Source organism: Amycolatopsis sp. NPDC049688 (assembly GCF_040674975.1).
Classification (GTDB): domain Bacteria; phylum Actinomycetota; class Actinomycetes; order Mycobacteriales; family Pseudonocardiaceae; genus Amycolatopsis.
Genome location: NZ_JBFANY010000012.1, coordinates 111382 through 133343, shown reverse-complemented (window position 1 = coordinate 133343; position 21962 = coordinate 111382). Strand labels below are relative to the sequence as shown.

Below are 21962 nucleotides of genomic sequence, written 5' to 3'. Positions count from 1 at the left end.
TGCCCGGCGGGCACACGATGTTCGACGCGGCCGCGGCGCTGCCGGTCCCCCTTGATACCGCACTCGTTGTCCTCGGGCGCGACGAGGTCAACCCAATGCGGCGACCACGCGGGACGGGCTCGGGCGGCCGAGCTGTCCCGCCATCCAGACGCTGGCCCCGACCAGCGCGTCCAAGTCGACACCGGTGACCACCCCGAGGCCGTCCAGCATCCACACCAGGTCTTCGGTGGCCAGGTTCCCCGTGGCCGACTCCGCGTACGGGCAGCCCCCGAGCCCGCCCGCCGAAGAGTCCACTGTCGACACTCCACATCGGAGCGCGGCCAGCGTGTTCGCCAGAGCCTGGCCGTAGGTGTCGTGGAAGTGCACGGCCAGCGTACCGACGTCGCCGAAGAGCCCGATCAGGTTTTCGACCTGCCCGGCGGTCGCGACGCCGATGGTGTCGCCCAGTGACAGCTGCGAGCACCCCATGTCCAGCAGGCGACGGCCGGCGTCGGCGACCTGCTTCGCCGGCACGACGCCTTCCCACGGGTCGCCGAAGCACATCGAGAGGTACCCGCGCACGTCGAGGCCCGCCTCACGGGCCCGCGTGACCACCGGCTCGAACATCGCGAACTGCTCGTCGAGCGAGGAGTTGAGGTTCTTGCGCGCGAACGTCTCCGTCGCGCTGGCGAAGATCGCGATGTGCTCGACCCCGGCTTCGAGCGCGCGGTTCAGACCCTTTTCGTTCGGCACCAGCACCGGGTACCGGACGCCTTCGCGGCGGTCGAGCCGCGCGAGCAGCTGTTCGGCGTCGGCCAGCTGCGGCACCCACTTCGGGTGGACGAAGCTGGTCGCCTCCAGCGTGGTGAGGCCGGCGCCCGCGAGCCGGTCGAGGAACTCCAGCTTGACCTCGACCGGGACGATCGCCTTTTCGTTCTGCAGCCCGTCCCGCGGCCCGACTTCCCAGATCGTGACCCGCTCCGGCAGCTCACCCGCCGAGGGGACCCGCTCGGGCAGGCCCAGTTCACGCGTGCCCATCAGCGACGTCTTTCGCCGCGCGGCGGGTGCCCGCCGCCCTGGGGCGGCAGGGGCGTGGTCTGCTGGGCACCCGGGCGGTAGTCGTCGTACGGGTTGTCGTTGACCTCGCGGTAGATGACCGTGTGCACCTTCTCGACGTGCGGGATGTCCTCGAACCGCAGCGGCTCGTCCGAGGCCGACTCGATGATCAGCGTGCCGCAGCCGAAGACCCGGTCCAGCAGGCCGTGCTCGAACTGGACGCTGTTGATCCGGCCCATCGGGATGTCGATGCCGGTGCGCTTGAGCACGCCCTCGCGGGCGATCAGCCGGTCGGTCGTGACGATGAAGTGGGTGGTCCGCCAGCGCACCAGCGGCGCCAGGAACAGCCACACGACCAGCACCAGCGCGACCACCCCGATGGCGATCAGCCCGACCGAGTTCCACGGCGAGGACGCGTCCTTCGCCAGGATCGCCAGCCAGGTGCCCGCACCCACGGTGACCAGCAGCGCGAGCGTCGGGAAGATCAGCATCTTGAAGTGCGGGTGACTGTGCACCACGACGTGCTCTTGCTCGCTGAGCAAATCGTCCGGATAAGCCACGGCGGACGCTCCCAAGGTCGGTGCGGCGGTGTCGTCCCACCGTACCGGCGAGACGCCCGGCCGGTGAGTGCAACGCCCGGGAAATCAGGCCGGGCGGACGTGGACCACGTCACCCGCGAAGACGGTGTGCCGCTGCCCGCCCGCGACGTCGACCTGCAGCTGCCCGGCGGCGTCGATGTCGGCGGCCCGGCCGGTGAGCGCGCTGCCGTCCGGCAGCTGCACCTCGACGTCCTGGCCGAGGGTGGCGCAGTGGGCGCGGTAGTCGCCGAGCAGCCCGGCTTCGGGGAGGTCGCCGTCGGCCAGACGCCAGCGGCGCTCGAGGTCGGCGAACTCGGTGAGGAGCGCGACGGCGACGTCGGTGCGGTCGGTGTTCGTGGCGCCCCGCTCGGCCAGCGACGTCGCGGGCAGCCCGCCCGGGCCCGGCTGGACGTCGCCGAGGGGCAGCACGTTGAGGCCGATGCCGAGCACGATCGACGGGTCGTCGCCGGCGACGGCCTCGGCGAGGATCCCGGCGCACTTGGCGCCGCCGGCGAGGACGTCGTTGGGCCACTTGAGCGCGGCGTCCACCCCGACGGACGCGGCGGCCGCCCGGACGGCGAGCCCGGCGACGACGGACAGTGAGCCCAGCGCCGCGAAGGGGACGCCCGGCCGGAGGGCGACGCTCAGGTACAGGCCACCTTTGGGGGAACTCCACGACCGGGCCCGGCGCCCCACCCCCGCGGTCTGCTCCTCGGCGAGCAGGACGGTCCGGTCCGCGGCGCCTTCATCGACGGCTTTCCGCAAGTCGGCGTTGGTGGAGCCGGTGCGCTCGACGACGTCGATCTTCGCGTAACGATCTTGGAGCGCCGCGGTCAGCCGCCCGGCGTCGATCTCAGGCATGTGCCCACAATATGGGAGTCCCCCTAACGTGCAAGCTACTCGCTCGTTCACTAAGAGGTGCGCTCTTCTAAGTTGGAACCTGTGACGACGAAGCAGACTTCGTGGGCCCGCGGCGCTGCGCTGCGCGGCCTGGTCGCGCTGCCGCTCGTCGCGGGTCTGGTCACGGCGGGCTGGCTGCTGGCCGACCGGTCGCCGGAGCCGACGCCGGCCCCGCCGCCGGTGGTGCGCGAAGCCGTGTCCGGCCCGTCGGTCCTCGAAGTCAGCGCACCGGTGAAGGCGCAGGAACCGGGCCAGGGCGCGTCCGGCCAGGGCGGGAAGAGCCCGTTGCAGCAGTGGGCCGACCAGCTCGCCGGCCCCCTCGACATCCCGGCGGACGCGCTGATCGGCTACGCGAACGGTGAACTGGCGCTGCGCCGCGAAGACCCGTCGTGCCACCTCTCGTGGGTCACCCTGGCGGGGGTCGGCTCGGCGGCGTCGAACCACGGCCGCGACGGCGGGAACCTCCTGGGCCTGACGGCCGCCCAGGCGAAGAAGTACGGCGCCGACGCGCCGGTCGCGGCCGGGCGGGCGCTCTGCGCGGGCAGCACCGACCTCGGCGCGGGCCCCGGCTGGTGGAAGGCGATCGCCGCCTACCACCCGGGCAGCGACACCGAGCTGTTCCGCCAGCGCGTCCTCGGCATGGCCCAGCTGTACGCGACGCTGTCGCTCGACCCGGCGTCGGCCGGTTCGGCCCGGGTCCGCGCGACCCGGTTCGCGCTCGGCCAGCTCGGCCTCCCGTACGTCTGGGGCGGCAACGGCCCGGACGCGGGCGCGGCGGGCTTCGACTGCTCCGGCCTGACGAAGGCGTCGTACGACAGCGCGGGCGTCGCCCTGCCGCGGACGGCGGACAGCCAGTTCCGCGCGCTCCCGCCGGTCCCGGCCACCGAAGAGCCCCGCCTGGGCGACCTGGTGTTCTACGGCAGCCCGGCGACACGCATCCACCACGTCGGGCTGTACCTCGGCAACGGCCTGATGATCAACGCGCCGACCGAGGGCCAGGCGATCCAGATCCACACGTACCACTCGAAGGGTGACGACTACGCGGGTGCGGGCCGGCCCGCCTGAGCAGTGTCCGGGCGGTGTCAGCCGCGTGTCAGGTCGTCCGGTGATCGTGGTTCCACCGACCACGAGAGGAACCCCCGATGACCACCTTCGCCACGCCGCAGCCGATCACCGCCACCCTGACCACCGCCGGCGCCCGCGTCCGGGTCACCGCGACCGACCGGCCGGACACCGTGGTGCGGGTCGAGCCCGTCGACCGCGCGAGCACGTCGGACGCGAAGGTCGCCGAGCGCACCGAAGTCGCCTTCGCCGACGGCGAGCTGTCGGTCAAGACGACCAAGTCGGGCGACCGGAGCGGTTCGGTCGCCATCACGGTCGAGCTGCCCGCCGGCTCCCGGCTGGTGCTGAACACCGCGTGGACGGACGTCCGGGCCGAAGGGCCGCTCGGCGACTGCCGGCTGAACGTCGCCTCCGGTGCCGTCCACCTCGGCCACGTCACCGGACACGCCACCATCGAGGGCGGCTCGGCGGCGGTCCGGCTCGGCCACGCGCAGGCCGGCGTCGAATTCACCAGCGCGGGCGGCAGCCTGGACGTCGACCGGGCCGACGGCGACGTCGTCGCGCGGGCGGGCGCCTGCCCGATCCGGATCGGCCGGCTCACCCGCGGTCAGGCACGGCTGGCCAACGCCTCCGGCGGCATCGACGTCGGCGTCGCCGAAGGCACCACCGCCCGGGTGGACGCCGGCAGCACCAAGGGACAGGTGCGCAACTGCCTGCCGGAGACCCCCGCGGCCGACGTCCGGATCCACGCCCGCACCCGGCGCGACGACATCGTCATCCGCCGCGCGGCCGGGTGAGGCCCGATTCGTAGGCGAGCACCACCAGCTGCGCGCGGTCCCGCGCGTGCAGCTTCACCATGGCCCGGTTGACGTGCGTCTTCGCGGTGAGCGGGCTGATCACCATCCGCGCGGCGATCTCGTCGTTGGACAGGCCGCGGGCGACGAGCGTGACGGCCTCGCGTTCGCGGTTGGTCAGTTCCGCGAGGCCCGCGGCGGGGACGGGCGGCTGGGTGACGTACCGGTCGATCAGCTTGCGCGTGATCGACGGCGCCAGCAGGGCGTCACCCCGGGCGGCGACGCGCACGGCGTGCAGGAAGTCCTCCGGCTGGATGTCCTTGACGAGGAACCCCGCCGCGCCGGCGCGCAGCGCGTCGAAGACGTATTCGTCCAGGCCGTAGTTGGTCAGGATGACGACGTGCACCGCGGCCAGCGCGGGGTCCGCGGCGATGCGCCGGGTCGCCTCGATGCCGTCCACCCCGGGCATCCGGACGTCGACGAGCGCGATGTCCGGCCGGTGGTCCAGCGCCAGGCGCACTGCTTGGGCGCCGTCGGCGGCTTCGGCGACCACCTCGATGTCGTCCTCGACGTCCAGCAGCGCGCGGAACCCGCTGCGGATGAGCGGCTGGTCGTCGGCCAGCAGCACGCGGATCACGCCGGGTCCACCGGCAGCTCGGCCCGGACGCGGAAGCCGCCCTCGTGGCGGGGCGCGGCTTCGAGCCGGCCGCCCAACGCCGTGACGCGCTCGCGCATCCCGGTCAGGCCGACGCCCGGCACACTGTCCACAGAGGCCCGGCCGTCGTCGTCGACCTGGACGACGAGCGCGCCGGGCCGGTGGTCGATCCGGACCGACGCGGTGGCCGCGGCGGCGTGCCGGGCGGTGTTGGTCAGCGACTCCTGGACGATCCGGTAAGCGGTCCGGCCGACCGCGGCCGGCACGTCGTCGCGGCGGCCCTCGATCGTCAGCCGCGCGTCGAGGCCCGCGGTGCGGACGCGGCGCACGAGGTCGGGGACGTCGTCGAGCCCGCGCGGCGGGTCCCGGTCGTCGTCGCGCAGGGCTTCCAGCGTCGCGCGCAGCTCGCGGGCCGCCTCCCGGCCGGCGTCGCGGATGGCCAGGAGGGCTTCGGGCACGTCCTCGCCCCGCTTCCGTGCCAGGTGGACGGCGACCTCGGCCTGCACCTTGATGACGGAGATCTGGTGCGTGAGCGAGTCGTGCAGCTCCCGCGCGATGTGCAGCCGTTCCTCGTCGGCGCGGCGGCGCGCGGTTTCCTCGCGGGTGCGTTCGGCTTCGTCGGCCCGGCGTTCGGCCTGGCGCAGCGCCTCCCCCGCCGCCCCGGCGGCGATCAGCCACGCGATCTGGAGGACGTCCCGCGACTGCGTGAACGCTTCGCCGGTGTCGTGCAGGCCGGACGCCAGGAGGGCGAGCGGCACCCCGGCCAGCATGAGCACCGACGCCACGACGGCGGCGATCCGGTGTCCCGCCCGGACCGCGGCGTACACGGCGAACAGGTAGGCGACAACGGGCACCTCGAACCCGGCGGCCTGGTAGCCCAGCGCGCACCCGGCGGTCACGGCCAGCACGACGACGGGCGCCCGGCGGCGCACGGCCAGCGCCAGCCCGCCGGCCACCAGCGCGGCGTATCCCCACAGGTCGAAGTTCGTGGGCTGACGCGTGGCGGACAGCCCGGCGACCAGCAGGGCCGCCGCGACCCCGACGGCGACCACGGCGTCCAAGATCCGCGCGCGGCTCACCTTCGTCAGCCTAACCGCCGGGAACTGCTGCGTGCGGCGCATTTCCGGGCTACTGCGCCCGCGGTAGTCCCCCGGTTCCTGCGACGCGCGCAGCAGCGCGAAGTGTCTGCTCCGGCACAACGACGGGCGAGGGCGCCGGCGGACATGCTTTCCGCCGACCGCAAACCGAAGGAGCACCTCATGGACGTCCACGACCTCGCCGCCGTCAGCACGTACGCCCTGACCCCCGGGCGCCTCTGGTCCTTGATCGCCGCGGTCCTCGGGCTGGCGGGGGTGGTCGCCGGCGGGCTGGCGCTGGCCCGCGGCCGCGGGGTAGTCGTGGCGCTGGCCGGCGGAGTGGCCGCCGCGGTCATCGGCGGGTGGGTGGTGGGCGCCGCCAAGGGCGGTCCCGGTACCGGCTACGGGATCGTCGGGGGTTACGCGGCCCTGGTGATCGGGCTGGTCGCGCTGGTGCTGGGCGGGCTGGCCCTCGCCCGCTCGCGCGGTTTTGTCGGTGGTCGCCGCTAGCGTCCCGGGTATGTACGAAGTCGACTTCGCCGAGTTCCCCTCCTCCTCGGCCGCGGCGTCCGGGCAGTTCTTCGAGCGCGCGTTCGGCTGGGCGGTGACCCCGTACGGCCCGGACTACACCGACGTCCGGGCCGCCGGCCTGACGTTCGGGTTCCAGTCGGACCCGGGCGAGCAGCCCCGCGCGCCGCTGGTCACCATCCGCACGGACGACCTGGCGGCCGCCCGCGAATCGGTGGTGTCCGCGGGCGGCGTGGTGACGAAGGAACCGTTCACCTTCCCGGGCGGGCGGCGGTTCCACTTCCGCGAGCCCGGCGGGAGCGAGCTGGCCGTGTGGTGCCCGGACGCCTGACGCGACGTCCGGTTTCCCCCGGTGTCCTACCGGGACACCGCCGCCTGCTCGACATAACCCGCGGCCCCACCGCCGTAGAACGTCGAGGGGTCGGCCTCCGCCGTCGGCAGGTCGAGCGCGAACCGCGTCACCAGGTCCGGGTTCGCGACGAAGTGCCGCGCGTAGGACACCGCATCGGCGATGCCCGCGTCGATCACGGCGTCGCCCGTCTCCCGGTCGAAGCCGTTGTTGACGATCAGCATGCCGTCGAACAGCTCCCGGTACCGGGCGAAGGCCGCGAAGTCCGGGCCGGTGTCCGGGCCGCGCAGGTGCAGGTAGTCGACGGCGAGGCCGGCGACCAGCTCGTCGTACTCGGCGCGCAGCTCCTCGTCCACAGTGAACAGTCCGCCGGTCCACCACGGCGACAGCCGGACGCCGACGCGGCCGTGTTCCGCGGCCGCGTCGACGACCTCGGCCAGCAGCCGGCGGCGGTTGGCCGGCGAGCCGCCGTAGGCGTCGGTGCGCCGGTTGAGCCGCGGATGCAGGAACTGGGCGAGCAGGTACACGCCGTTGGCCGCCAGCTCGACGCCGTCGAACCCGGCGCGGCGCGCGTTCCGCGCCGCCGTGCCGTAGTCCGCGACCGTCGCCTCGATCTCGGCCACGCTCATCTCGCGCGGGACGCCGGTCGGGTGCCGCCCGGCCGCGGTGTGCACCGGCTCGTCCGGGTTCACCGCCGACGGTCCCGCCGGCCGCCGCCCGCCGAGGAAGTCCGGGTGCGAGACCGCCCCGGTGTGCCACAGCTGCAGCACGATCCGGCCGCCGAGCGCGTGCACGACGTCGGTGACCTGCCGCCATCCGGTGACCTGTGCCTCGGTGTGGATCCCCGGCACGTTCGAGAAGCCGACGGCCCGTTCGCTGACCCAGGTGCCCTCGGCGACGATGAGCCCGGCGCCGGCGCGCTGCGCGTAATAGGCGGCCTGGAGCTCGCCGGGCACGCCGCCGGGCACGCGCGCCCGGGTCGTCGGCGCCAGGACGACGCGGTTCGGCAGGCTCCAGCCGTCCAGGTGGGCAGGGGTCAGCAGGCTCATCCGGTCACCTCCGGTCGCGGGGATGCGTCGAGGAGGCGACGGGGGACGCGAGGGAAAGGTGACCGATGGACGACCTGGCGGCGGAGTTCGAGGCCGAACGCGGCAGGCTGCGCGGCCTGGCCTACCGGATGCTCGGTTCGGCGGCCGAAGCGGACGACGCCGTGCAGGAAGCGTGGTTGCGGCTGAACCGGGTCGATGCGGTGGGCAACCTGGCGGCGTGGCTGACCACGGTCGTCTCCCGCGTCTGCCTCGACGTCCTGCGGTCGCGGAAAGCGCGCCGCGAGGAACCGTTCGAGGTGTTCCCGGAACCGGTGGCCGAGGCCGATCCGGCGGGCGAAGCCGAGCTCGCCGAGTCGGTGGGCCGCGCGCTGCTCGTCGTGCTGGACGCGCTCGGCCCGGCGGAGCGGATCGCGTTCGTGCTGCACGACCTGTTCGCGGTGCCGTTCGACCGGATCGCGCCGGTGCTGGACCGCACGCCGGTGGCCGCGAAGAAGCTGGCGAGCCGCGCGCGGCAGCGGATCCGGGGCGGTTCCCCGGCGCCCGCGGCCGACCTGGCCCGGCACCGCCGGGTGGTGGACGCGTTCCTGGCCGCGGCCCGCGGCGGCGACCTCACGTCACTGCTCGACGTGCTGGCGCCGGACGTCGTCCGCCGCGCCGACGCGGCCGCCCTGCCGGCGGGTGCGGCGCTGGAGGTGCGGGGCGCGCGTGCGGTGGCCGAAGAGACGCAGGTGTTCGGGAAACGGGCCCGGTTCGCCGAGACGGCCCTGATCGACGGCGCGGTCGGCGTCGTCGTCGCGCCTCGGGGCCGGCTGGTGCTCGCCTTGGCCGTGACTGTCGAAGGCGAGCGGGTGGCGGCTTACGAGGTGATCGCCGACCCCGCCCGGCTCGCCGCACTGCACGTCACGCTCATTTGACCCGGTAGAACAGGTGCGTCACCCGGGTGCCTTCGGTGACCTCGGGTTCGGTCAGCTCGGTGATCGTGTCGAGGTGGTCGAAGAGGCGGACGCCGGACCCGAGCAGCACCGGGACCAGGTCGACCTGGACACCGTCGAGCAGGCCGAGGTTCAGGCACTGCTGGGCGATCGTGGTGCTGGCGACCGCGACGTTCTTGTCGCCGGCGACCTTCTTGGCCTGCTCGACCGCGCTGGCGATGCCGTCGGTGACGAAGGTGAACGGCGCGTCCCGGTGCGGCCAGTCCTCGGGCTCCTGGTGGGTGACGACGAAGACCGGCACCGCCATCGGGTGCATGCCGCCCCACCCGCCGGTCAGGTCGAACAGGCGGCGGCCGGTGATCAGCGCGCCGAGGTTCTCCATCGCGGCGCGCAGCATCTTCGCGCTGGGTTCGGACGTGGTGAAGGTGGCCCCGACGGCGGTGGACACCTCGACGTCCCCGTTGCCGTACCACTCGAACAGGTGATCGACGCGGTCCTCCGGATCGGCCACGAAGCCGTCGAGGGACATGGACATGTTGGCGATGACGTCGGCCATGGCGACTCCTTGTTCGCAGGTCGGGGGCAGTTTGCCCCTCCGGGGGCCAGTCTTCCGCGCCGGCGCGCCCGGAAGATCTGCCACCTGGCCGACATCCGGCGGCGGACGACTGGCGCCTTGACAGCTCGCCCGGGTCGCGCCACCATGAACACGTGTTCATGAACGAGTGTTCACAACGGAGGGGGCGGCAATGACCGGGATCGTCAACACGGCACAGGCGGAGGCATGGAACGGCTACGAGGGGGAACACTGGGCGACGCACGCCGACCGCTACGACGCGGTGAACAGCGGCTTCAACGGCTACCTGCTTGACCGGGTGGACGCGGACGACCGCGTGCTCGACATCGGCTGCGGCAACGGCCAGCTGACCCGCCTCGCCGCGGCCCGCGCCCGGTCCGCGGTCGGGGTCGACCTGTCCGGGCCGATGCTCGCGACCGCGCGGGCCCGGGCGGCCGAGGTGCCGAACGTGTCGTTCGAGCAGGGTGACGCCCAGGTCCACCCGTTCGACGACGGCGGGTTCGACCTGGCGGTCAGCCGGTTCGGGGTGATGTTCTTCGCCGACCCGGTGGCCGCGTTCGCCAACGTCCGGCGCGCGCTCGGTGCGGGCGGTCGGCTGGCGTTCCTCTGCATGACCGCGCTCGCCGGCACCGACCTCGGCCGCGTGTTCGGCGCGCTGGCGGCCTTCCTCCCCCAGCCGACCGGCCCGGACGGCAGCGGCCCGACGTCGTTCGCGGACCCGGACCGGACGAAGGCGGTGCTGGCCGAAGCCGGCTTCGACGACGTGGTGTGCACCCACGTCGAGGCGGACCAGGTCTGGGGCCGTGACGTCCCGGACGCGGCGCGCTTCATCGCGGACTGGGGGCCGGTCCGCCACCACCTCGGCCTGGTCGGCAGCGAGACGGCGGCCCGGGCGACCGAGGCACTGGCGGCGGCGCTCGAGCCGTTCGCGAAACCGGACGCGGTCCGCCTGCGCGGCACGGCGTGGCTGGTCACGGGAAGGAGGTCGTGACGACGACGGCCGTACGATGGCGGTGATGTCACCGAGGAAAGCCGCCGCCCAGCGGGACGGGCAGTCACTGCACGACCTGCTGGTCGAGACCGCGCAGAAGATGATCGCCACCCACGGCACGGCCGGGATGACCGTGCGCGAGATCGCCCGCCTGGCCGGCGTCGCCGACGGCGTGCTCTACAACCACTTCTCCGACAAGGAGGAGCTGGTGGCCCGCGCCCTGTTGGAGCACGTGCGCACGACGGAGGCGGAACTGGGCGAGCTGCCGGTGGCCGGCGAAGGCACCCTGACGGGCAACCTCCGCCGGCACGTGGAGTTCGGGCTGGCGCTGCACAAGGCGCTGGTCCCGGCGTTCAGCGGCCTGGTCGGCCAGCCGAAGGTGCTGGAGCGGTTCGCGGAGATCAGCGAGCGCTCCGGCTACTGGCGAGACCGGCTGGTGGCCTACCTCGAGGCGGAGCGAGCACTGGGCCGCCTGCGCCTGGAGTCCGAAGTGGACGCCACCGCGGCCATGCTGGTCGGGTACTGCCACGCCTCGGTCATGACCACGCTCTTCCCGCACACGGCCCCGCTCGACCCGCCCCCGGTGAACTCGGTGGTGAGCGCAGCCCTCCACGGCATCGCGCCACCAGAGGCCGACACCGAGGCCTGAGGCCTGAGGCCTGAGGGCTCGGGAAGCCCGCGCGGCTGACACGGCTAAACCATCGGGTTGCCGCTCACCGTGACCTCCGGAACCTCCTGCACCACGTCCCAGTGCTCGACGATCCGCCCGTCCCGCACCCGCATGACGTCCGCGATCGCGCTCCCCCGCGAATCCGGCGTCAGGCGGAGCACGCTGTGCGTGCAGACGAGGTCGTCCTCGGCGATCACCCGGTGCACGTCCAACCGCAGGTCCGGGTGGCCCGCCACGAACCCGGCCAGGTAGCGGGCCGAGGCCGTCGCGCCCGCCGGGGCGTGGGGGTTGTGCTGGGTGTAATCGTCGGCGACGTACTCGGCGAACGCCTCTGCCGGGCGCTTCTCGGTGAACGCCAGGCGGAGGAACGCCAGGACCACTTCCTTGTTGTGCTGCTGCGATCGCGTCATCGATGTCCGTCCTTTGTGGAGTTATCGACACCAAGCCCACCATCCGCGAATCAGAAAGGGAAAGACCTGTGGACTCTGCCGCGATACTCTCCCGGTATGGACGATGTCGAGGTCCGTGAGCTGCGGTACTTCCGCGCGGTCGCCGAAGAGCTGAACTTCTCGCGCGCCGCCGAGCGGCTCGGGATGGCTCAGCCACCGCTGTCACGCGCCATCCGGCTGCTGGAACGGCGGCTCGGGGTCCAGCTCTTCGAACGGACCAGCCGGCACGTCTCGCTGACGCCGGCCGGCAACGTCCTCTTCGCCGAGTCGGCGAAGGCGCTGGACGCCGTCACCGCCGCCGTCCGGCGGACGCGGCGGGCCGCGCAGCGGACGCCGGCGCTCGTCGTCACCGCGAAACCGGGCGTCGCGACCGATCTGCTGCGGCGGATCGCCGATGCGCACCCCGATCCGGTCGAGGTGCGGGTCAGCGGGTTCGGCGAACAGGCGGAGATGCTGCGCGACGGCCGGGCCGATGTCGCGGTCCTCGGCTGCCAGGGGCACACCCAGCGCGGCTTGGACGTCGAGGTGCTGTTCAGCGAGCCGCGGGTGGCCGCGCTGCCGTCGGGTCACGAGCTCGCCGGGCGGGCCGCGCTGACCTGCGCGGACTTCGCGGGGCAGCCGACGCCGTGCTGGCCGCTGTCGTCGGCCGCGGACCGGGCGTACTGGGCCGGGCAGGACGTGACCGGCGGGCCGGTGACGCCGGGGCCGGTGGTGCACGACAGCGCCCAGCTGCTGGAGACCGTCGCGCTCGGGCAGGCGATCGCGCTGCTGCCGGCGTCGGTGGCCGAGCTGCGTTCGCGGGACGACGTCGTCTACCGGCCGGTGGTCGACGCGACGCCCTACACGCTGGCCCTCGCCTGGCCGGCCGAGGCGCGGGACCCGCGGATCGCCGGGTTCGTGCGGACCGCCGTCGAGGTCAGCGAAGCACTACCTCGGCCAGGTGCTGTCCCGGCGGGGTGACAGTGCGGATCACCGGCGGCACCCGGACGTCGCCGGCTTCGAACGCGGCCTGCAGCTGCCCGACGTCGTCGGTGGCCATCAGCGCGGCGAGCTCGTCGGCGCGGGCGAGGGTGGCCGGGGGCAGCGTCACGGCGTCGTCGAGTGCGCCCCAGGTGTCCCACTGGAGCATCTCGTGCTTGTTGAGCGCGGCGAGGTCGAGCACGAGGTTGTGCCACGCGTACGGGATGCCGCGCAGGAACGGCACGTCCAGGTCCGGGGAAACGACCAGCCGGGCGCTGTCGAGGCGGCCCGCGCGGGCCGCAGTCCAGGCGTCGGGGCCGGTCAGGAACCGGTCGCGGGGGACGTCGAGGAGGTCGAACTCCGTGTCGTCCACCGGGTCGCGGAAGCCCGCCGACAGCTGGGGATCGACCAGGTGCCAGCCGTCGTCGCCGCGGACTTCGGCGACGACGTGGTCGAGGTACCAGCCGGGCATCAGGTAGCTCGCGAAACCGACCCGGGCGCGGGCCGGGATGCCGTGGTGGCGCGCCATCGAGACGAACAGGAGGGTGAAGTCGCGGCAGCAGCCGACGATCCGGTGCAGCGGCGGCCGCGGTCCGCCGGGTGGCGCCGGGTCGAGCTCGCGCAGGCGCGCCCACATGTCCGTGGCGTACCGCAGCGTGATCTCGGCGCGGCGGGCCGCCGGGAAGCCGTGCTCGGTGATGTCGCCCGCGCCCCAGTAGTGGAACACGAGCTCGGACGCCGCTTCGCGCAGCGCTGCGACCGTGCGCGGGGTGGCGTCGAGCCAGTCCGCGTGCGGGCCCGGGTCGGAGAAGCGGCTGTGGCTGACGTAAAAGTCGTCCATACCGCCGACGCTAGCCGGATTTCAGCCGGCTTGAACAGCGAGTTCTCCGCGGAACGTGGCCCGGTACGCGCTCGGCGACACCGCGAGCGCCGCCTGGAAGTGCTGGCGCAGCGACGCCGCCGTGCCGAACCCGGCTTCGGTGGCCACGCGGTCGACCGGCAGGTCGGTCTCCTCCAGCAGCTGGCGGGCGCGCTCGACCCGTTGCTGCGTCAGCCATTGCAGGGCCGAGACGCCGACCTCGTCGCGGAAGCGGCGGGTGAACGTGCGGGTGCTCATCGCCTCGCGGGCGGCGAGCTCGCGCAGGGTCAGCGGCCGGTGCAGGTTCTCCAGCGCCCACGCCCGCGCCGCCTTCGTCGACGACGTGCGGGGCTCCGGCACCGGACGGCGGACGAACTGGGCCTGCCCGCCTTCGCGGTGCGGGGAGACCACCGTGCCGCGGGCGACCTCGTTGGCCACCGCGGCGCCGTGGTCGCGGCGGATCATGTGCAGCACCAGGTCGATGCCGGCGGCGACGCCCGCGGACGTCAGCACGTCGCCGTCGTCGGTGTAGAGGACGCACGGGTCGACGTCGACCTCGGGGAACCGGTCCTGCAGCTCTTCGGCGGAGCGCCAGTGGGTGGTCGCGGGGCGGCCGTCGAGCAGGCCGGCCGCCGCGAGCACGAACGCGCCGGTGCAGATCGACGCGATGCGGGCGCCGTCCGGGATGCGGTCGAGCGCCGCCTTGAGCGGCGGGGTCAGCACGCGGGCCATCGGCTCGTACTCGGCCAGCGACGCGGGGACGATCACCGTGTCGGCCTCGGCGAGCACCTCGGGGCCGCGGTCCACCGGGATGGTGACGTCGGAGTCGGTGCGCACCGGTCCGGGCTCGAGCGTGCAGGTCACCACCTCGTACAGCGGCTCGCCCGCCGCCGAGCGCGCCTGGCCGAACAGGCGGTGGACGATGCCCAGCTCCATCACGAGCATGCCGTGCCGGACCAGGACGGCGACGTGGTGACGGTTCGGGTGCACGAATTCGGCCATGGCCCGATTCTTGCACAGGTTGGCCATCGGGCCACTCGATCCCGCCGGGCGGCCGCGTGATCATCGAGGTCATGAACGTGCTGTGGGTTTTCGCGCATCCCGAGCCGCGCTCGCTGAGCGGGGCCCTCCGTGACGACGGGCTCCGGACGCTCCGCGAGCTCGGCCACGACGTCCGGGAATCGGACCTGTACGCGATGAAGTGGAACCCGGTGGTCGATGCCGCCGACTTCGGGGCCGAAGCCGGGGACGGGCGGCTGGTCGTCGGGGCGACGTCGGCGCGGGCGCACGCCCGCGGCGAGCTGAGTGCGGACATCGTCGCCGAGCAGGAAAAGCTCGGCTGGGCCGATGCCGTCGTCGTGCAGTTCCCGCTGTGGTGGTACGGCCTGCCGGCCATCCTCAAGGGCTGGTTCGACCGCGTTTTCGTCAAAGGCTTCGGCTACGGCGTCCGCGCCGCGGACGGCCGGACCCTGCGCTACGGCGAAGGCCGGCTCGCGGGCAAACGCGCGATGGTGGTGCTCACCGCGGGTGCCCGCGAGCCGGCCATGGGGCCGCGCGGGGTGAACGGGTCGCTGGCCGAGGTGCTGTTCCCGCTGCAGCACGGGACGCTGTTCTACGCCGGGATGTCGGTGCTGCCGCCGGTGGCGGTCCACGGCGCCGACCGCGTGCCGGACGAGCAGTTCGCCGAGGCCCGGGAACACCTTCGCGAGCGGCTGCGCACGCTCGGCACCACCGCCCCTATCCCGTTCCGCACCCAGAACGGCGGCGACTACGACGACGACCTCGTCCTGCGCCCCGACCGTTCGCCCGGCGCCACGGGCCTGGCAGTCCACCTGCAGTGATGGGCCCGCGACGCCACTGCGCAAGGCTTTGGCGGACTACGCGGGCAAAGTGAGGCGCTGGCCGAGACCGCCGTCCACCGGGAGGTCGGCGCCGGTGGTGAACGTCGCCTCGAAGGCCAGGAACAGCACCGCCGCCGCGACCTCCTCCGGTGTTGCGTGGCGCTTCAACGGCGTGATCTCGTCGCCGATCGCCTTGAACTCCGCCAGCACGGCCTCCGGCACGCCGGTCACGCCCATCGTCGGCGTGTCGGTGTAGCCGGGGCTGACCACGTTGACCCGGATCCCGCGCGGCGCCAGCTCGGCCGCGTACGTGCGGGCGAACGACCGCACAGCCGCCTTTGCCGCCGAATACAGGCCCATCCCGGCGATCCCGGCCTCGGCCGCGACCGACGTCGTGAACACGAACGAACCACCCGGGCGGACCAGCGGGGCCAGCCGCCGTGCCGTGAAGTACGCGCCCTTGGTGTTGACGTCGAACGTGCGGTCGTAGAGCTCGGGTGTCGCGTCCTCGTACGGCGTCAGCGTCGAGAACCCGACGTTGACGAACACCAGGTCCAGCTCGCCGAGCGTGTCCGCGGCCACCGCGCCCAGCTCGTCGACGTCGGCCAGGCGGGCCGCGTCCGACGACAGCAGGTGGGCCTTGCCCGGCAGCGTCCCCTCCAGCGGCGAGACGTCCCGGCCGGTCAGCAGCACTTCCGCGCCGCCGTCGAGCAGGGCGCGCACCACCGCCAGCCCCATGCCGTGCGTGCCGCCGGTCACGACGGCCTTCTTCCCCAGGTACTTCACCGGATCTCCTCGATGACGCTGGCGATCGCGTGCGAACCGTGGCCCGCCGCGACCGCGCGGTCGAACAATTCCTTCAGCGCGGCGGGCACCGCCGTGCCGATCCCCTGCGCGCGGCTCGTTTCCACCAGCAAGCCGAGTCCGGCGGCGTTGATGTCCAGGGCGGACACGTCGGTTTCGTAGTCGCCGTCGGCGACCTGGGCGCCGATCCCGGTCAGGAACCCGCCGACGGCCGTGTGCCAGCCCAGCGCCATCGGCGTGAACTGCGCCGGCCTGACGCCCTCGGTGCCGACCAGCGCGAGGGCGTGCAGGTAGCCGCCCATCGACGACCACATCATGCCGAGCAGCGCCAGGTCGTACAGCGCCGCCAGTCCGGCGTCCTCGCCGAGGAACACCGGCTCGCCCAGGACTTCCAGCACGCCGCGCTGCGCCTCGAACACCGGTGCCGAACCGCTGTAGAGGATCCGTGCGTCCGGTGTCCCGATCCCCTGCGGGACGGCCATGATCACGCCGTCCACGTACTCGATTCCCGCCGAAGCCGCCCACTTCGCGGCTTCGCGGGCCTGCTCCGGCGTTCCGGACGTGAGGTTGACGAGCACCTTCGGCGACGCTGCTGCCAGCACCGGCCGCTGGATGTCGTATGTGGACAGACAGCTGATGACGACGTCCGCCGAAGCCGCCTCCCCGGGCGTGGCCGCGAGCCGCGCGCCCCGGTCGAGCAGCGGGCCGGCCTTGAGCGGCGACCGGTTCCACACCGAGACGTCGTGTCCCGCCCCCAGGAGCGCCCCGGCGAGGGCGGCGCCCATCCGCCCCAGGCCGAGCACGCTCACGTGTTTCCTGCTTTCTCCCATGGATTCCATGCTGCGGGCGCGCTTTACACTGAACAAGTACCGACTAATAAGAAGTCAGTTCAGAATGAGTTTGCGGAGGCAGATCACGGAGCAGGCCAGGCTGAGGATGGCTTGGTGGACGTCGGCTCGTCGTTCGGCGCGGATGCGTAGCCGGCGGAAATTCTTGAGCCAGGCGAAGGTGCGCTCCACGGGCCAGCGGATGGTGCCCAGACCAGAGCCGTGTTCGACGCCACGGCGGGCGATGACGGGCGTGATGCCGCGGGCGCGGACGAGGCGGCGGTACTTGTCGTGATCGTAGCCGCGGTCGGCGTAGAGCCGGCGCGGCCTGCGCCGGGGCTTGCCGACCACGCCGCTGATCGATGGGATGGCATCGATCAGCGGCATCAGCTGAGTGACGTCATTGCGATGGCCGCCAGTCAGCGTGACCGCGAGCGGAGTGCCGTGGGCATCGGTGATCAGATGATGCTTCGAGCCAAGCTTGCGCCGGTCGACCGGGCTGGGGCCGGTGTGGTCCCCCCTTTGAGGGCACGCAAATGGGTGGAGTCGACCAGCGCGGCGGACAGGTCCAGCAGACCGGCGGCACGCAGTTCGGCGAGCAGGCGTTCGTGCAGCTGCTGCCAGACGCCGGTCTCGTGCCATTCGGCCAGCCGCCGCCAGCAGGTGGCGCCCGAGGCCCCGAAGAGCGCGGTAGGCAGGCGGTTCCAGCCGATGCCGGTACGGATCACGTACAGGATGCCTTCCAGTGCGGCGCGGTCGTCGGCACGTTTGCGGCCCGGGTAGCGGAACCGCCGTGGATGCACCGGAAGCAGCGGCTCCAGCCGCTCCCACAGCTGGTCGGTTAGAACCTCCTCACGCATACCAACATAATGGAAAGCCCCGCATGCCAGGCAAGACGACACGCCGACTCATTCTGAACTGACCCCTAATAAGTCAGGTACCCACCAAAACGTAAGGATCGTGGATGCAGCCTCGAACGTACCGCTGCGGACTGGACGCGGCCGTCGACGTGATCGGCGGCCGATGGAAGGCGCTGATCCTCTGGGCGCTGCACGCCGAGCCGCTGCGGTTCGGCGAGCTGAAGCGGAAGGTGGCCGGCATCAGCGAGAAGATGCTGATCCAGGCCCTACGGGAGCTGGAGGCGGACGAGGTCATGCACCGGGAGGTGTTCCACGAGATCCCGCCGAAGGTCGAGTATTCGCTGACGGACCTGGGTCAGCGGCTGAAGACGGCGTTGCTGCCGCTGGGCGACTGGGGCGAGGAGAACATGGCCGGGATCGCGAAACGCCGAGGCGTCACGCCGGCACCACCGCATACGGCTTCGGCGTGATCGCGTTGCCCGCCTTCAGCGGCAGTTCCTCGATCAGCTTGCGCCACGGCAGGTACGGCAGCAGCTTGTAGTTGAGGTTGCGGAACTTCAGCCACGTCCGCGTCGGCGGGACGAACCACTTCCCGTTGCCCTCGGCCAGTTTCTGGCAGGCGTCGACGAAGCCGCGCATCTCGTCGCGATACGCGCCGAACGCCGTCGGGTGGTCACCGGCTGCGGCCGCGAGCTCGCCCGCCAGCACGTACGCGCCGACGATCGCCAGGCTGGTGCCCATCCCCGAGAGGGGTGCGGCGCAGTACGCGGCGTCGCCGACGAGCGCGACGCGCCCGCGCGAGTACGAGTCCAGCTTGATCTGGCTCGCCGAGTCGAAGTAGAAGTCCGGCGCTTCCCGCATGGCCTCGAGCAGTGCCGACGTCTCCCAGCCCATGCCGCGGAACGCCTCTTCGACGATCCGCCGCTGCTGCCCGACGTCGCGGTGGTCGTAGTCCAGCCGGTCCGAGCCGAACCAGAACAGCGCCTTGGCCTCGGCGTTGTCCCGCGCGCTGTAGACGCCGACGGTCCGGTTCGGCTCGTTGTAGAACCGGCCCACGTGGTCGAGCCCGAGGTGGTTGGGCACGGTGAAGATCGAGACGTAGTAGCCGAGGTCGTGGCGGAACCGGGATTCGTCGCCGAAGACCAGGGACCGCACGTTCGAGTGCAGCCCGTCGGCCCCGACGACCAGGTCGAATTCGCGCGGCCCGGCGTGGGCGAAGGTGACCGTGACGCCGTCACCGTGTTCGGCGATGCCGGTGATCGAATCGCCGAAGACGTACTCGACGTCGTCCTTCGTCGCGTCGTACAGGATCCGCGCGAGGTCGCCGCGGAGGATCTCCAGCTCGCCGCTCTGGTAGGTCGACGGCGTGACCACCAGCGGCCGGTCGTCACTGTCCACATAGGTCACATCGCCCATCCGGGTGGCCGTCGCCTCGACGGCGCCCAGCAAGCCCATCCGGTCGAGGACCCGCAGCGACGCACCGCGGAAGTCGACCGCGTAGCCGCCGTCGCGCAGCTCGGGAGCGCGCTCGACGACCGTCGGCGTGAAGCCGTGGCGGTGGAGCCAGAAGGCGAGGGCGGGGCCGGCGACGCTCGCGCCGGAGATGAGGACTCGGTTGTTCTGCATGCCGAGAACCGTAGCCCGATTTTGGGCGATCGCGCAAGACGTTCGCCTAAGACGTCCGTGCTAGGCTCGGCCCATGGGCAACAAGGAAGCTTTGCTGGCCGCCGCGAAGCGTTGTCTGCACGAGAAGGGCTACGCCCGCACGACGGTCCGCGACCTGGCCTCGGCGGCGGACGTCAGCATGGCCGCCATCGGCTACCACTTCGGCTCGCGCGAGGCGCTGCTCAACACCGCCCTGATCGAGGCGAACGAGGAGTGGGGCGAGGCACTGGCGAAGACGCTGCAGGTGGAAACCCCGGCGGACGCGACCCCGGCCGAGCGCTTCGAGCACATCTGGCAGCAGGTGATCGAGTCGTTCGGCGAGCACCGGCGCATGTGGGCGATGACGTTCGAGGCGTACGCACAGCCGGACCTCGACGAGAAGGTCCGCACCCAGCTGGCCGCCGCGCTCGAACAGGCCCGCCACGGCCTGGCGAACCTCTTCCAGGACCTCGACGACGGCAGCGACGAGGCCCGGGCCGCCGGCACGGTCCACCAGGCCCTGCTCTCGGGCGTGATGCTCCAGTGGCTGGTCGACCCGGACCACGCCCCTTCGGGCGCCGACCTGGTCCGCGGCCTGCGCCTGATCGCGGCCGACGTCCTTACGCGGTGACCAGGTCCGCGCCGGCGAAGAACGTCTGCGCGGCCGTCATCGCCTCGGTGTCCGAAAGCACGTCACCAGGCCGGCTGCCGTTGCCGAGAAGCACGCCACCCCAGTGCATTCCGAGGTACTCGGCGCACAGCTCCAGCGTGCCGATCAGCGGCTGGGCCTCGCGCGCCGTCTCGCTGAGCACGCTCACACCCCACAGCGACTTCCCGCGCATCCGCGGCTTGAACTCCACCGGCAGGCGCATCCAGCCCGACCAGTAGTCCAGGTAGAGCTTCACGCTCGCCGACACCGAATACCAGTACACCGGCGACACGATCACGATGTCGGTCGCGGCGAACGTCGCGTCCATCAGCAGCTGCTCGTTCTCGCCCGGCTCGGGGTGCGAGCCGGCGCCGTGGCGGCGGTCTTCGAACGGCGGCAGCGGCACCTCAGGCAGCCGGATCCACCGCTGGTCCACGTCCTTGGGCAGTTCCTTCGCCGCCCGCCGGGCCAGCATCTCGGTGTTGCCGCCCGGTCGTGCGGCGCCGACCAGGAACAGGAAGCTGCGGTCGCTCATGTCCGAACCCCTCCAGTTATTTGCATGTACATATAAATACTGTCCCTGGACTATCCTGGCGTCAAGAGGAGGCCGGAAGATGACCGTCGACGCCCAGGCCTGGGGCCGCGTGCTCGTGCTGCACGCCCGGATCGAGCAGGAACTCGCCAAAGCGCTGCAGCGGCGCCACGGACTCGGGCTCTCCGAGTACCGCGCGCTCGGCAAGCTCGCCGCGGGCCCGCGGGGCGGCCTGCGGATGCAGGAGCTCGCCGAGGCGATCGGCCTGAACCAGAGCTCGGTCAGCCGGATGTGCGCGCGTCTCGAAGACGCCGGCCTGACCGTCCGCGACCTGTGCGAGGACGACCGCCGCGGCGTCTACTCGGTGATCACCGACGCCGGGCGCAAGCGGTACGCCGAAACGGAACCGACGTACACCTCGGTCCTGCAGACGGCCCTCGACAAGGCCGCGAGCGACCCCGAGCTCGCCACCGCGGTCATCGCCGTCCGCGGCGCTTGACCTGAATATTCCCCGGTGGTTATATACCGGCACAGGCAACCGCAAGGGAGGACGCCGTGGCAGAGCTGGTGACCGCCGACGAACGCCCCGCGCTCCGGGTGGAGCGCAGGCTGAAGCACGCCCCCGAGAAGGTGTGGCGGGCGATCACCGACCCGGCCGAGCTCGCGCACTGGTTCCCGGCAAAGGTCGACGTCGAGCTGCGCGACGGCGGCGCCATCCGCTTCACCTTCCCCGGCGAGGACACCACGACGACCGGGCGGGTCATCACCGCCGACCCGCCACGCGAGTTCACGTTCATCTGGAACGACGACACCCTGCGCTGGCTGATCTCCCCCGACGGCGACGGCAGCCTGCTGGAGTTCACCCACACCTTCGGCCGCGGCGACCCGGCGATCGCGAAGCTGGCCGCGGGCCGCACCGCCGCGGGCTGGGACGTCTGCCTCGACGCCCTCGACGCGAGGCTCGCCGGCCGCGCCGCCGAGCAGCCGGAGCAGTGGCACGACCGGATGGCGTCCTACGTGGCGGAATTCGGCCTCGACCACGGCGAGGTCCTCGCCGACGGAACGATCCGCTTCCGCCGCGACCTGGGCTGGAAGCCGGTGGAAGAGCTTCGCCCGCTGCTCCCGGACGAACCAGGCTGGCACCTGGTCCACGACCCGGGCGAAGGCACCCGCGTCGAGTTCACCGAACCGGCGGGCGACGACGTCCCGGCACAGCTGGCCCGGCGGCACGAGCAGGCCGACCGCCTGTTCGCCGCCACCCACGGCGTCGACCTGCCGGCCTGGCCGCCCGAGCGCGTCGAAGCCGTGAAGAAGCATTACGCGGAGCATCCGACCCAAGGTTGA

General features: G+C 72.4%; 28 protein-coding genes. 13 read left to right on the top strand and 15 right to left on the bottom strand.

Annotated features, from left to right (window positions below; translation table 11 throughout):
* Nucleotides 1-87 precede the first annotated feature (87 nt).
* The 3 genes from AB0J55_RS31745 to AB0J55_RS31735 form a co-directional block, all read right to left on the bottom strand.
* Complete coding sequence (locus tag AB0J55_RS31745) at nt 88-1017, bottom strand: hydroxymethylglutaryl-CoA lyase (RefSeq protein WP_364256698.1); 930 nt, start codon at nt 1015-1017, stop codon at nt 88-90.
* Entirely contained in the window at nt 1017-1595 is a 579-nt protein-coding gene (locus AB0J55_RS31740; protein ID WP_364256695.1) for a PH domain-containing protein, read from the bottom strand. The genes AB0J55_RS31745 and AB0J55_RS31740 overlap by 1 nt, the downstream gene beginning before the upstream one ends.
* Nucleotides 1596-1679: 84 nt before the next feature.
* Nucleotides 1680-2474, bottom strand: coding sequence for a biotin--[acetyl-CoA-carboxylase] ligase (locus AB0J55_RS31735; RefSeq protein WP_364256692.1), 795 nt, complete (start codon nt 2472-2474; stop codon nt 1680-1682).
* A gap of 81 nt (nt 2475-2555) precedes the next feature.
* Between AB0J55_RS31735 and AB0J55_RS31730 the strand changes: the two genes are divergently transcribed.
* On the top strand, nt 2556-3578 hold the full coding sequence (locus AB0J55_RS31730; RefSeq protein WP_364256689.1) for a C40 family peptidase: 1023 nt from the start codon (nt 2556-2558) through the stop codon (nt 3576-3578).
* A gap of 77 nt (nt 3579-3655) precedes the next feature.
* On the top strand, nt 3656-4372 hold the full coding sequence (locus AB0J55_RS31725; RefSeq protein ID WP_364256686.1) for a hypothetical protein: 717 nt from the start codon (nt 3656-3658) through the stop codon (nt 4370-4372).
* Here AB0J55_RS31725 and AB0J55_RS31720 read toward each other — a convergent pair.
* Together AB0J55_RS31720 and AB0J55_RS31715 are read right to left on the bottom strand one after the other, a co-directional pair.
* Nucleotides 4350-5006, bottom strand: coding sequence for a response regulator transcription factor (locus AB0J55_RS31720; protein ID WP_364256683.1), 657 nt, complete (start codon nt 5004-5006; stop codon nt 4350-4352). The genes AB0J55_RS31725 and AB0J55_RS31720 overlap by 23 nt on opposite strands.
* Nucleotides 5003-6103, bottom strand: coding sequence for a histidine kinase (locus tag AB0J55_RS31715; protein ID WP_364256680.1), 1101 nt, complete (start codon nt 6101-6103; stop codon nt 5003-5005). The genes AB0J55_RS31720 and AB0J55_RS31715 overlap by 4 nt, the downstream gene beginning before the upstream one ends.
* A 180-nt stretch (nt 6104-6283) precedes the next feature.
* On the opposite strand from AB0J55_RS31715, the gene AB0J55_RS31710 reads away from it, so the two are divergent.
* Together AB0J55_RS31710 and AB0J55_RS31705 are read left to right on the top strand one after the other, a co-directional pair.
* On the top strand, nt 6284-6610 hold the full coding sequence (locus AB0J55_RS31710; protein ID WP_364256677.1) for a DUF6223 family protein: 327 nt from the start codon (nt 6284-6286) through the stop codon (nt 6608-6610).
* Nucleotides 6611-6620: 10 nt separating this feature from the next.
* Entirely contained in the window at nt 6621-6959 is a 339-nt protein-coding gene (locus AB0J55_RS31705) for a VOC family protein (protein WP_364256674.1), read from the top strand.
* Nucleotides 6960-6985: 26 nt separating this feature from the next.
* Here AB0J55_RS31705 and AB0J55_RS31700 read toward each other — a convergent pair whose 3' ends face one another.
* On the bottom strand, nt 6986-8026 hold the full coding sequence (locus AB0J55_RS31700; protein WP_364256671.1) for an alkene reductase: 1041 nt from the start codon (nt 8024-8026) through the stop codon (nt 6986-6988).
* 65 nt (nt 8027-8091) lie between these two features.
* On the opposite strand from AB0J55_RS31700, the gene AB0J55_RS31695 reads away from it, so the two are divergent.
* Nucleotides 8092-8940, top strand: a complete 849-nt coding sequence (locus tag AB0J55_RS31695) for a sigma-70 family RNA polymerase sigma factor (RefSeq protein ID WP_364256668.1) — start codon at nt 8092-8094, stop codon at nt 8938-8940.
* Here the strand turns inward: AB0J55_RS31695 and AB0J55_RS31690 are convergent.
* Nucleotides 8933-9514 (bottom strand): dihydrofolate reductase family protein, encoded by a 582-nt coding sequence (locus tag AB0J55_RS31690; RefSeq protein WP_364256665.1) that lies wholly within the window; start codon nt 9512-9514, stop codon nt 8933-8935. The two genes, AB0J55_RS31695 and AB0J55_RS31690, sit on opposite strands and share 8 nt — an antisense overlap.
* Nucleotides 9515-9704: 190 nt before the next feature.
* Here AB0J55_RS31690 and AB0J55_RS31685 point away from each other — a divergent pair, with 190 nt between their 5' ends.
* Together AB0J55_RS31685 and AB0J55_RS31680 are read left to right on the top strand one after the other, a co-directional pair.
* The gene (locus tag AB0J55_RS31685) at nt 9705-10523 is read left to right on the top strand and encodes a class I SAM-dependent methyltransferase (RefSeq protein ID WP_364256662.1); all 819 of its coding nucleotides are present in this window, start codon (nt 9705-9707) and stop codon (nt 10521-10523) included.
* 16 nt (nt 10524-10539) lie between these two features.
* Entirely contained in the window at nt 10540-11172 is a 633-nt protein-coding gene (locus AB0J55_RS31680; protein WP_364256659.1) for a TetR/AcrR family transcriptional regulator, read from the top strand.
* 44 nt (nt 11173-11216) lie between these two features.
* Here AB0J55_RS31680 and AB0J55_RS31675 read toward each other — a convergent pair whose 3' ends face one another.
* Nucleotides 11217-11603, bottom strand: a complete 387-nt coding sequence (locus AB0J55_RS31675) for a nuclear transport factor 2 family protein (protein WP_364256657.1) — start codon at nt 11601-11603, stop codon at nt 11217-11219.
* A 96-nt stretch (nt 11604-11699) separates the two neighbouring features.
* On the opposite strand from AB0J55_RS31675, the gene AB0J55_RS31670 reads away from it, so the two are divergent.
* A complete protein-coding gene (locus tag AB0J55_RS31670) occupies nt 11700-12602 on the top strand; it encodes a LysR family transcriptional regulator (protein ID WP_364256654.1) in 903 nt (300 codons plus the stop codon).
* Here AB0J55_RS31670 and AB0J55_RS31665 read toward each other — a convergent pair.
* Both AB0J55_RS31665 and AB0J55_RS31660 read right to left on the bottom strand, forming a co-directional pair.
* A complete protein-coding gene (locus AB0J55_RS31665) occupies nt 12559-13443 on the bottom strand; it encodes a transglutaminase-like domain-containing protein (RefSeq protein WP_364256651.1) in 885 nt (294 codons plus the stop codon). The two genes, AB0J55_RS31670 and AB0J55_RS31665, sit on opposite strands and share 44 nt — an antisense overlap.
* Nucleotides 13444-13464: 21 nt before the next feature.
* Complete coding sequence (locus tag AB0J55_RS31660) at nt 13465-14463, bottom strand: helix-turn-helix domain-containing protein (protein ID WP_364256648.1); 999 nt, start codon at nt 14461-14463, stop codon at nt 13465-13467.
* 71 nt (nt 14464-14534) lie between these two features.
* Between AB0J55_RS31660 and AB0J55_RS31655 the strand changes: the two genes are divergently transcribed.
* Nucleotides 14535-15302: an NAD(P)H-dependent oxidoreductase gene (locus AB0J55_RS31655; RefSeq protein WP_364256645.1), complete on the top strand. Its 768-nt coding sequence runs from the start codon at nt 14535-14537 to the stop codon at nt 15300-15302.
* A 36-nt stretch (nt 15303-15338) separates the two neighbouring features.
* Here AB0J55_RS31655 and AB0J55_RS31650 read toward each other — a convergent pair whose 3' ends face one another.
* The 3 genes from AB0J55_RS31650 to AB0J55_RS31640 all read right to left on the bottom strand — a co-directional run bounded on the left by AB0J55_RS31650 (nt 15339) and on the right by AB0J55_RS31640 (nt 17793).
* Nucleotides 15339-16088 (bottom strand): SDR family oxidoreductase, encoded by a 750-nt coding sequence (locus AB0J55_RS31650; protein WP_364256642.1) that lies wholly within the window; start codon nt 16086-16088, stop codon nt 15339-15341.
* Complete coding sequence (locus AB0J55_RS31645) at nt 16085-16936, bottom strand: NAD(P)-binding domain-containing protein (protein WP_364256639.1); 852 nt, start codon at nt 16934-16936, stop codon at nt 16085-16087. Before AB0J55_RS31645 ends, AB0J55_RS31650 begins: the two co-directional genes overlap by 4 nt.
* Before the next feature lie 54 nt (nt 16937-16990).
* Nucleotides 16991-17793, bottom strand: a protein-coding gene (locus AB0J55_RS31640; protein ID WP_364256636.1) for an IS5 family transposase whose coding sequence is annotated in 2 segments (ribosomal slippage) — nt 16991-17457 and nt 17457-17793 — 804 coding nt in all. Because the reading frame shifts where the segments join, the coding sequence is not laid out codon by codon here.
* A 104-nt stretch (nt 17794-17897) separates the two neighbouring features.
* Here AB0J55_RS31640 and AB0J55_RS31635 point away from each other — a divergent pair.
* Nucleotides 17898-18263: a helix-turn-helix domain-containing protein gene (locus AB0J55_RS31635; protein WP_364256633.1), complete on the top strand. Its 366-nt coding sequence runs from the start codon at nt 17898-17900 to the stop codon at nt 18261-18263.
* Here AB0J55_RS31635 and AB0J55_RS31630 read toward each other — a convergent pair.
* The gene (locus AB0J55_RS31630) at nt 18229-19419 is read right to left on the bottom strand and encodes an FAD-dependent monooxygenase (RefSeq protein WP_364256631.1); all 1191 of its coding nucleotides are present in this window, start codon (nt 19417-19419) and stop codon (nt 18229-18231) included. The genes AB0J55_RS31635 and AB0J55_RS31630 overlap by 35 nt on opposite strands.
* 73 nt (nt 19420-19492) lie before the next feature.
* On the opposite strand from AB0J55_RS31630, the gene AB0J55_RS31625 reads away from it, so the two are divergent.
* Nucleotides 19493-20068, top strand: a complete 576-nt coding sequence (locus AB0J55_RS31625) for a TetR family transcriptional regulator (RefSeq protein WP_364256628.1) — start codon at nt 19493-19495, stop codon at nt 20066-20068.
* Here AB0J55_RS31625 and AB0J55_RS31620 read toward each other — a convergent pair.
* The gene (locus AB0J55_RS31620; protein ID WP_364256625.1) at nt 20058-20621 is read right to left on the bottom strand and encodes an NAD(P)H-dependent oxidoreductase; all 564 of its coding nucleotides are present in this window, start codon (nt 20619-20621) and stop codon (nt 20058-20060) included. The genes AB0J55_RS31625 and AB0J55_RS31620 overlap by 11 nt on opposite strands.
* Nucleotides 20622-20700: 79 nt before the next feature.
* On the opposite strand from AB0J55_RS31620, the gene AB0J55_RS31615 reads away from it, so the two are divergent.
* Both AB0J55_RS31615 and AB0J55_RS31610 read left to right on the top strand, forming a co-directional pair.
* A complete protein-coding gene (locus AB0J55_RS31615) occupies nt 20701-21117 on the top strand; it encodes a MarR family transcriptional regulator (protein WP_364256622.1) in 417 nt (138 codons plus the stop codon).
* A gap of 56 nt (nt 21118-21173) precedes the next feature.
* Nucleotides 21174-21962, top strand: a complete 789-nt coding sequence (locus AB0J55_RS31610) for an SRPBCC family protein (RefSeq protein ID WP_364256619.1) — start codon at nt 21174-21176, stop codon at nt 21960-21962.

Bases quoted from the DNA above. Each gene is read 5' to 3' on its own strand.
- AB0J55_RS31670 (WP_364256654.1), top strand. From the start codon at position 11,700: ATGGACGATGTCGAGGTCCGTGAGCTGCGGTACTTCCGCGCGGTCGCC.
- AB0J55_RS31645 (WP_364256639.1), bottom strand. From the start codon at position 16,936: ATGGGAGAAAGCAGGAAACACGTGAGCGTGCTCGGCCTGGGGCGGATG.
- AB0J55_RS31675 (WP_364256657.1), bottom strand. From the start codon at position 11,603: ATGACGCGATCGCAGCAGCACAACAAGGAAGTGGTCCTGGCGTTCCTC.
- AB0J55_RS31620 (WP_364256625.1), bottom strand. From the start codon at position 20,621: ATGAGCGACCGCAGCTTCCTGTTCCTGGTCGGCGCCGCACGACCGGGC.
- AB0J55_RS31615 (WP_364256622.1), top strand. From the start codon at position 20,701: ATGACCGTCGACGCCCAGGCCTGGGGCCGCGTGCTCGTGCTGCACGCC.
- AB0J55_RS31635 (WP_364256633.1), top strand. From the start codon at position 17,898: ATGCAGCCTCGAACGTACCGCTGCGGACTGGACGCGGCCGTCGACGTG.
- AB0J55_RS31655 (WP_364256645.1), top strand. From the start codon at position 14,535: ATGAACGTGCTGTGGGTTTTCGCGCATCCCGAGCCGCGCTCGCTGAGC.
- AB0J55_RS31685 (WP_364256662.1), top strand. From the start codon at position 9,705: ATGACCGGGATCGTCAACACGGCACAGGCGGAGGCATGGAACGGCTAC.
- AB0J55_RS31665 (WP_364256651.1), bottom strand. From the start codon at position 13,443: ATGGACGACTTTTACGTCAGCCACAGCCGCTTCTCCGACCCGGGCCCG.
- AB0J55_RS31745 (WP_364256698.1), bottom strand. From the start codon at position 1,017: ATGGGCACGCGTGAACTGGGCCTGCCCGAGCGGGTCCCCTCGGCGGGT.
- AB0J55_RS31710 (WP_364256677.1), top strand. From the start codon at position 6,284: ATGGACGTCCACGACCTCGCCGCCGTCAGCACGTACGCCCTGACCCCC.
- AB0J55_RS31700 (WP_364256671.1), bottom strand. From the start codon at position 8,026: ATGAGCCTGCTGACCCCTGCCCACCTGGACGGCTGGAGCCTGCCGAAC.
- AB0J55_RS31660 (WP_364256648.1), bottom strand. From the start codon at position 14,463: ATGGCCGAATTCGTGCACCCGAACCGTCACCACGTCGCCGTCCTGGTC.
- AB0J55_RS31705 (WP_364256674.1), top strand. From the start codon at position 6,621: ATGTACGAAGTCGACTTCGCCGAGTTCCCCTCCTCCTCGGCCGCGGCG.
- AB0J55_RS31725 (WP_364256686.1), top strand. From the start codon at position 3,656: ATGACCACCTTCGCCACGCCGCAGCCGATCACCGCCACCCTGACCACC.
- AB0J55_RS31690 (WP_364256665.1), bottom strand. From the start codon at position 9,514: ATGGCCGACGTCATCGCCAACATGTCCATGTCCCTCGACGGCTTCGTG.
- AB0J55_RS31695 (WP_364256668.1), top strand. From the start codon at position 8,092: ATGGACGACCTGGCGGCGGAGTTCGAGGCCGAACGCGGCAGGCTGCGC.
- AB0J55_RS31680 (WP_364256659.1), top strand. From the start codon at position 10,540: ATGGCGGTGATGTCACCGAGGAAAGCCGCCGCCCAGCGGGACGGGCAG.
- AB0J55_RS31735 (WP_364256692.1), bottom strand. From the start codon at position 2,474: ATGCCTGAGATCGACGCCGGGCGGCTGACCGCGGCGCTCCAAGATCGT.
- AB0J55_RS31630 (WP_364256631.1), bottom strand. From the start codon at position 19,419: ATGCAGAACAACCGAGTCCTCATCTCCGGCGCGAGCGTCGCCGGCCCC.
- AB0J55_RS31625 (WP_364256628.1), top strand. From the start codon at position 19,493: ATGGGCAACAAGGAAGCTTTGCTGGCCGCCGCGAAGCGTTGTCTGCAC.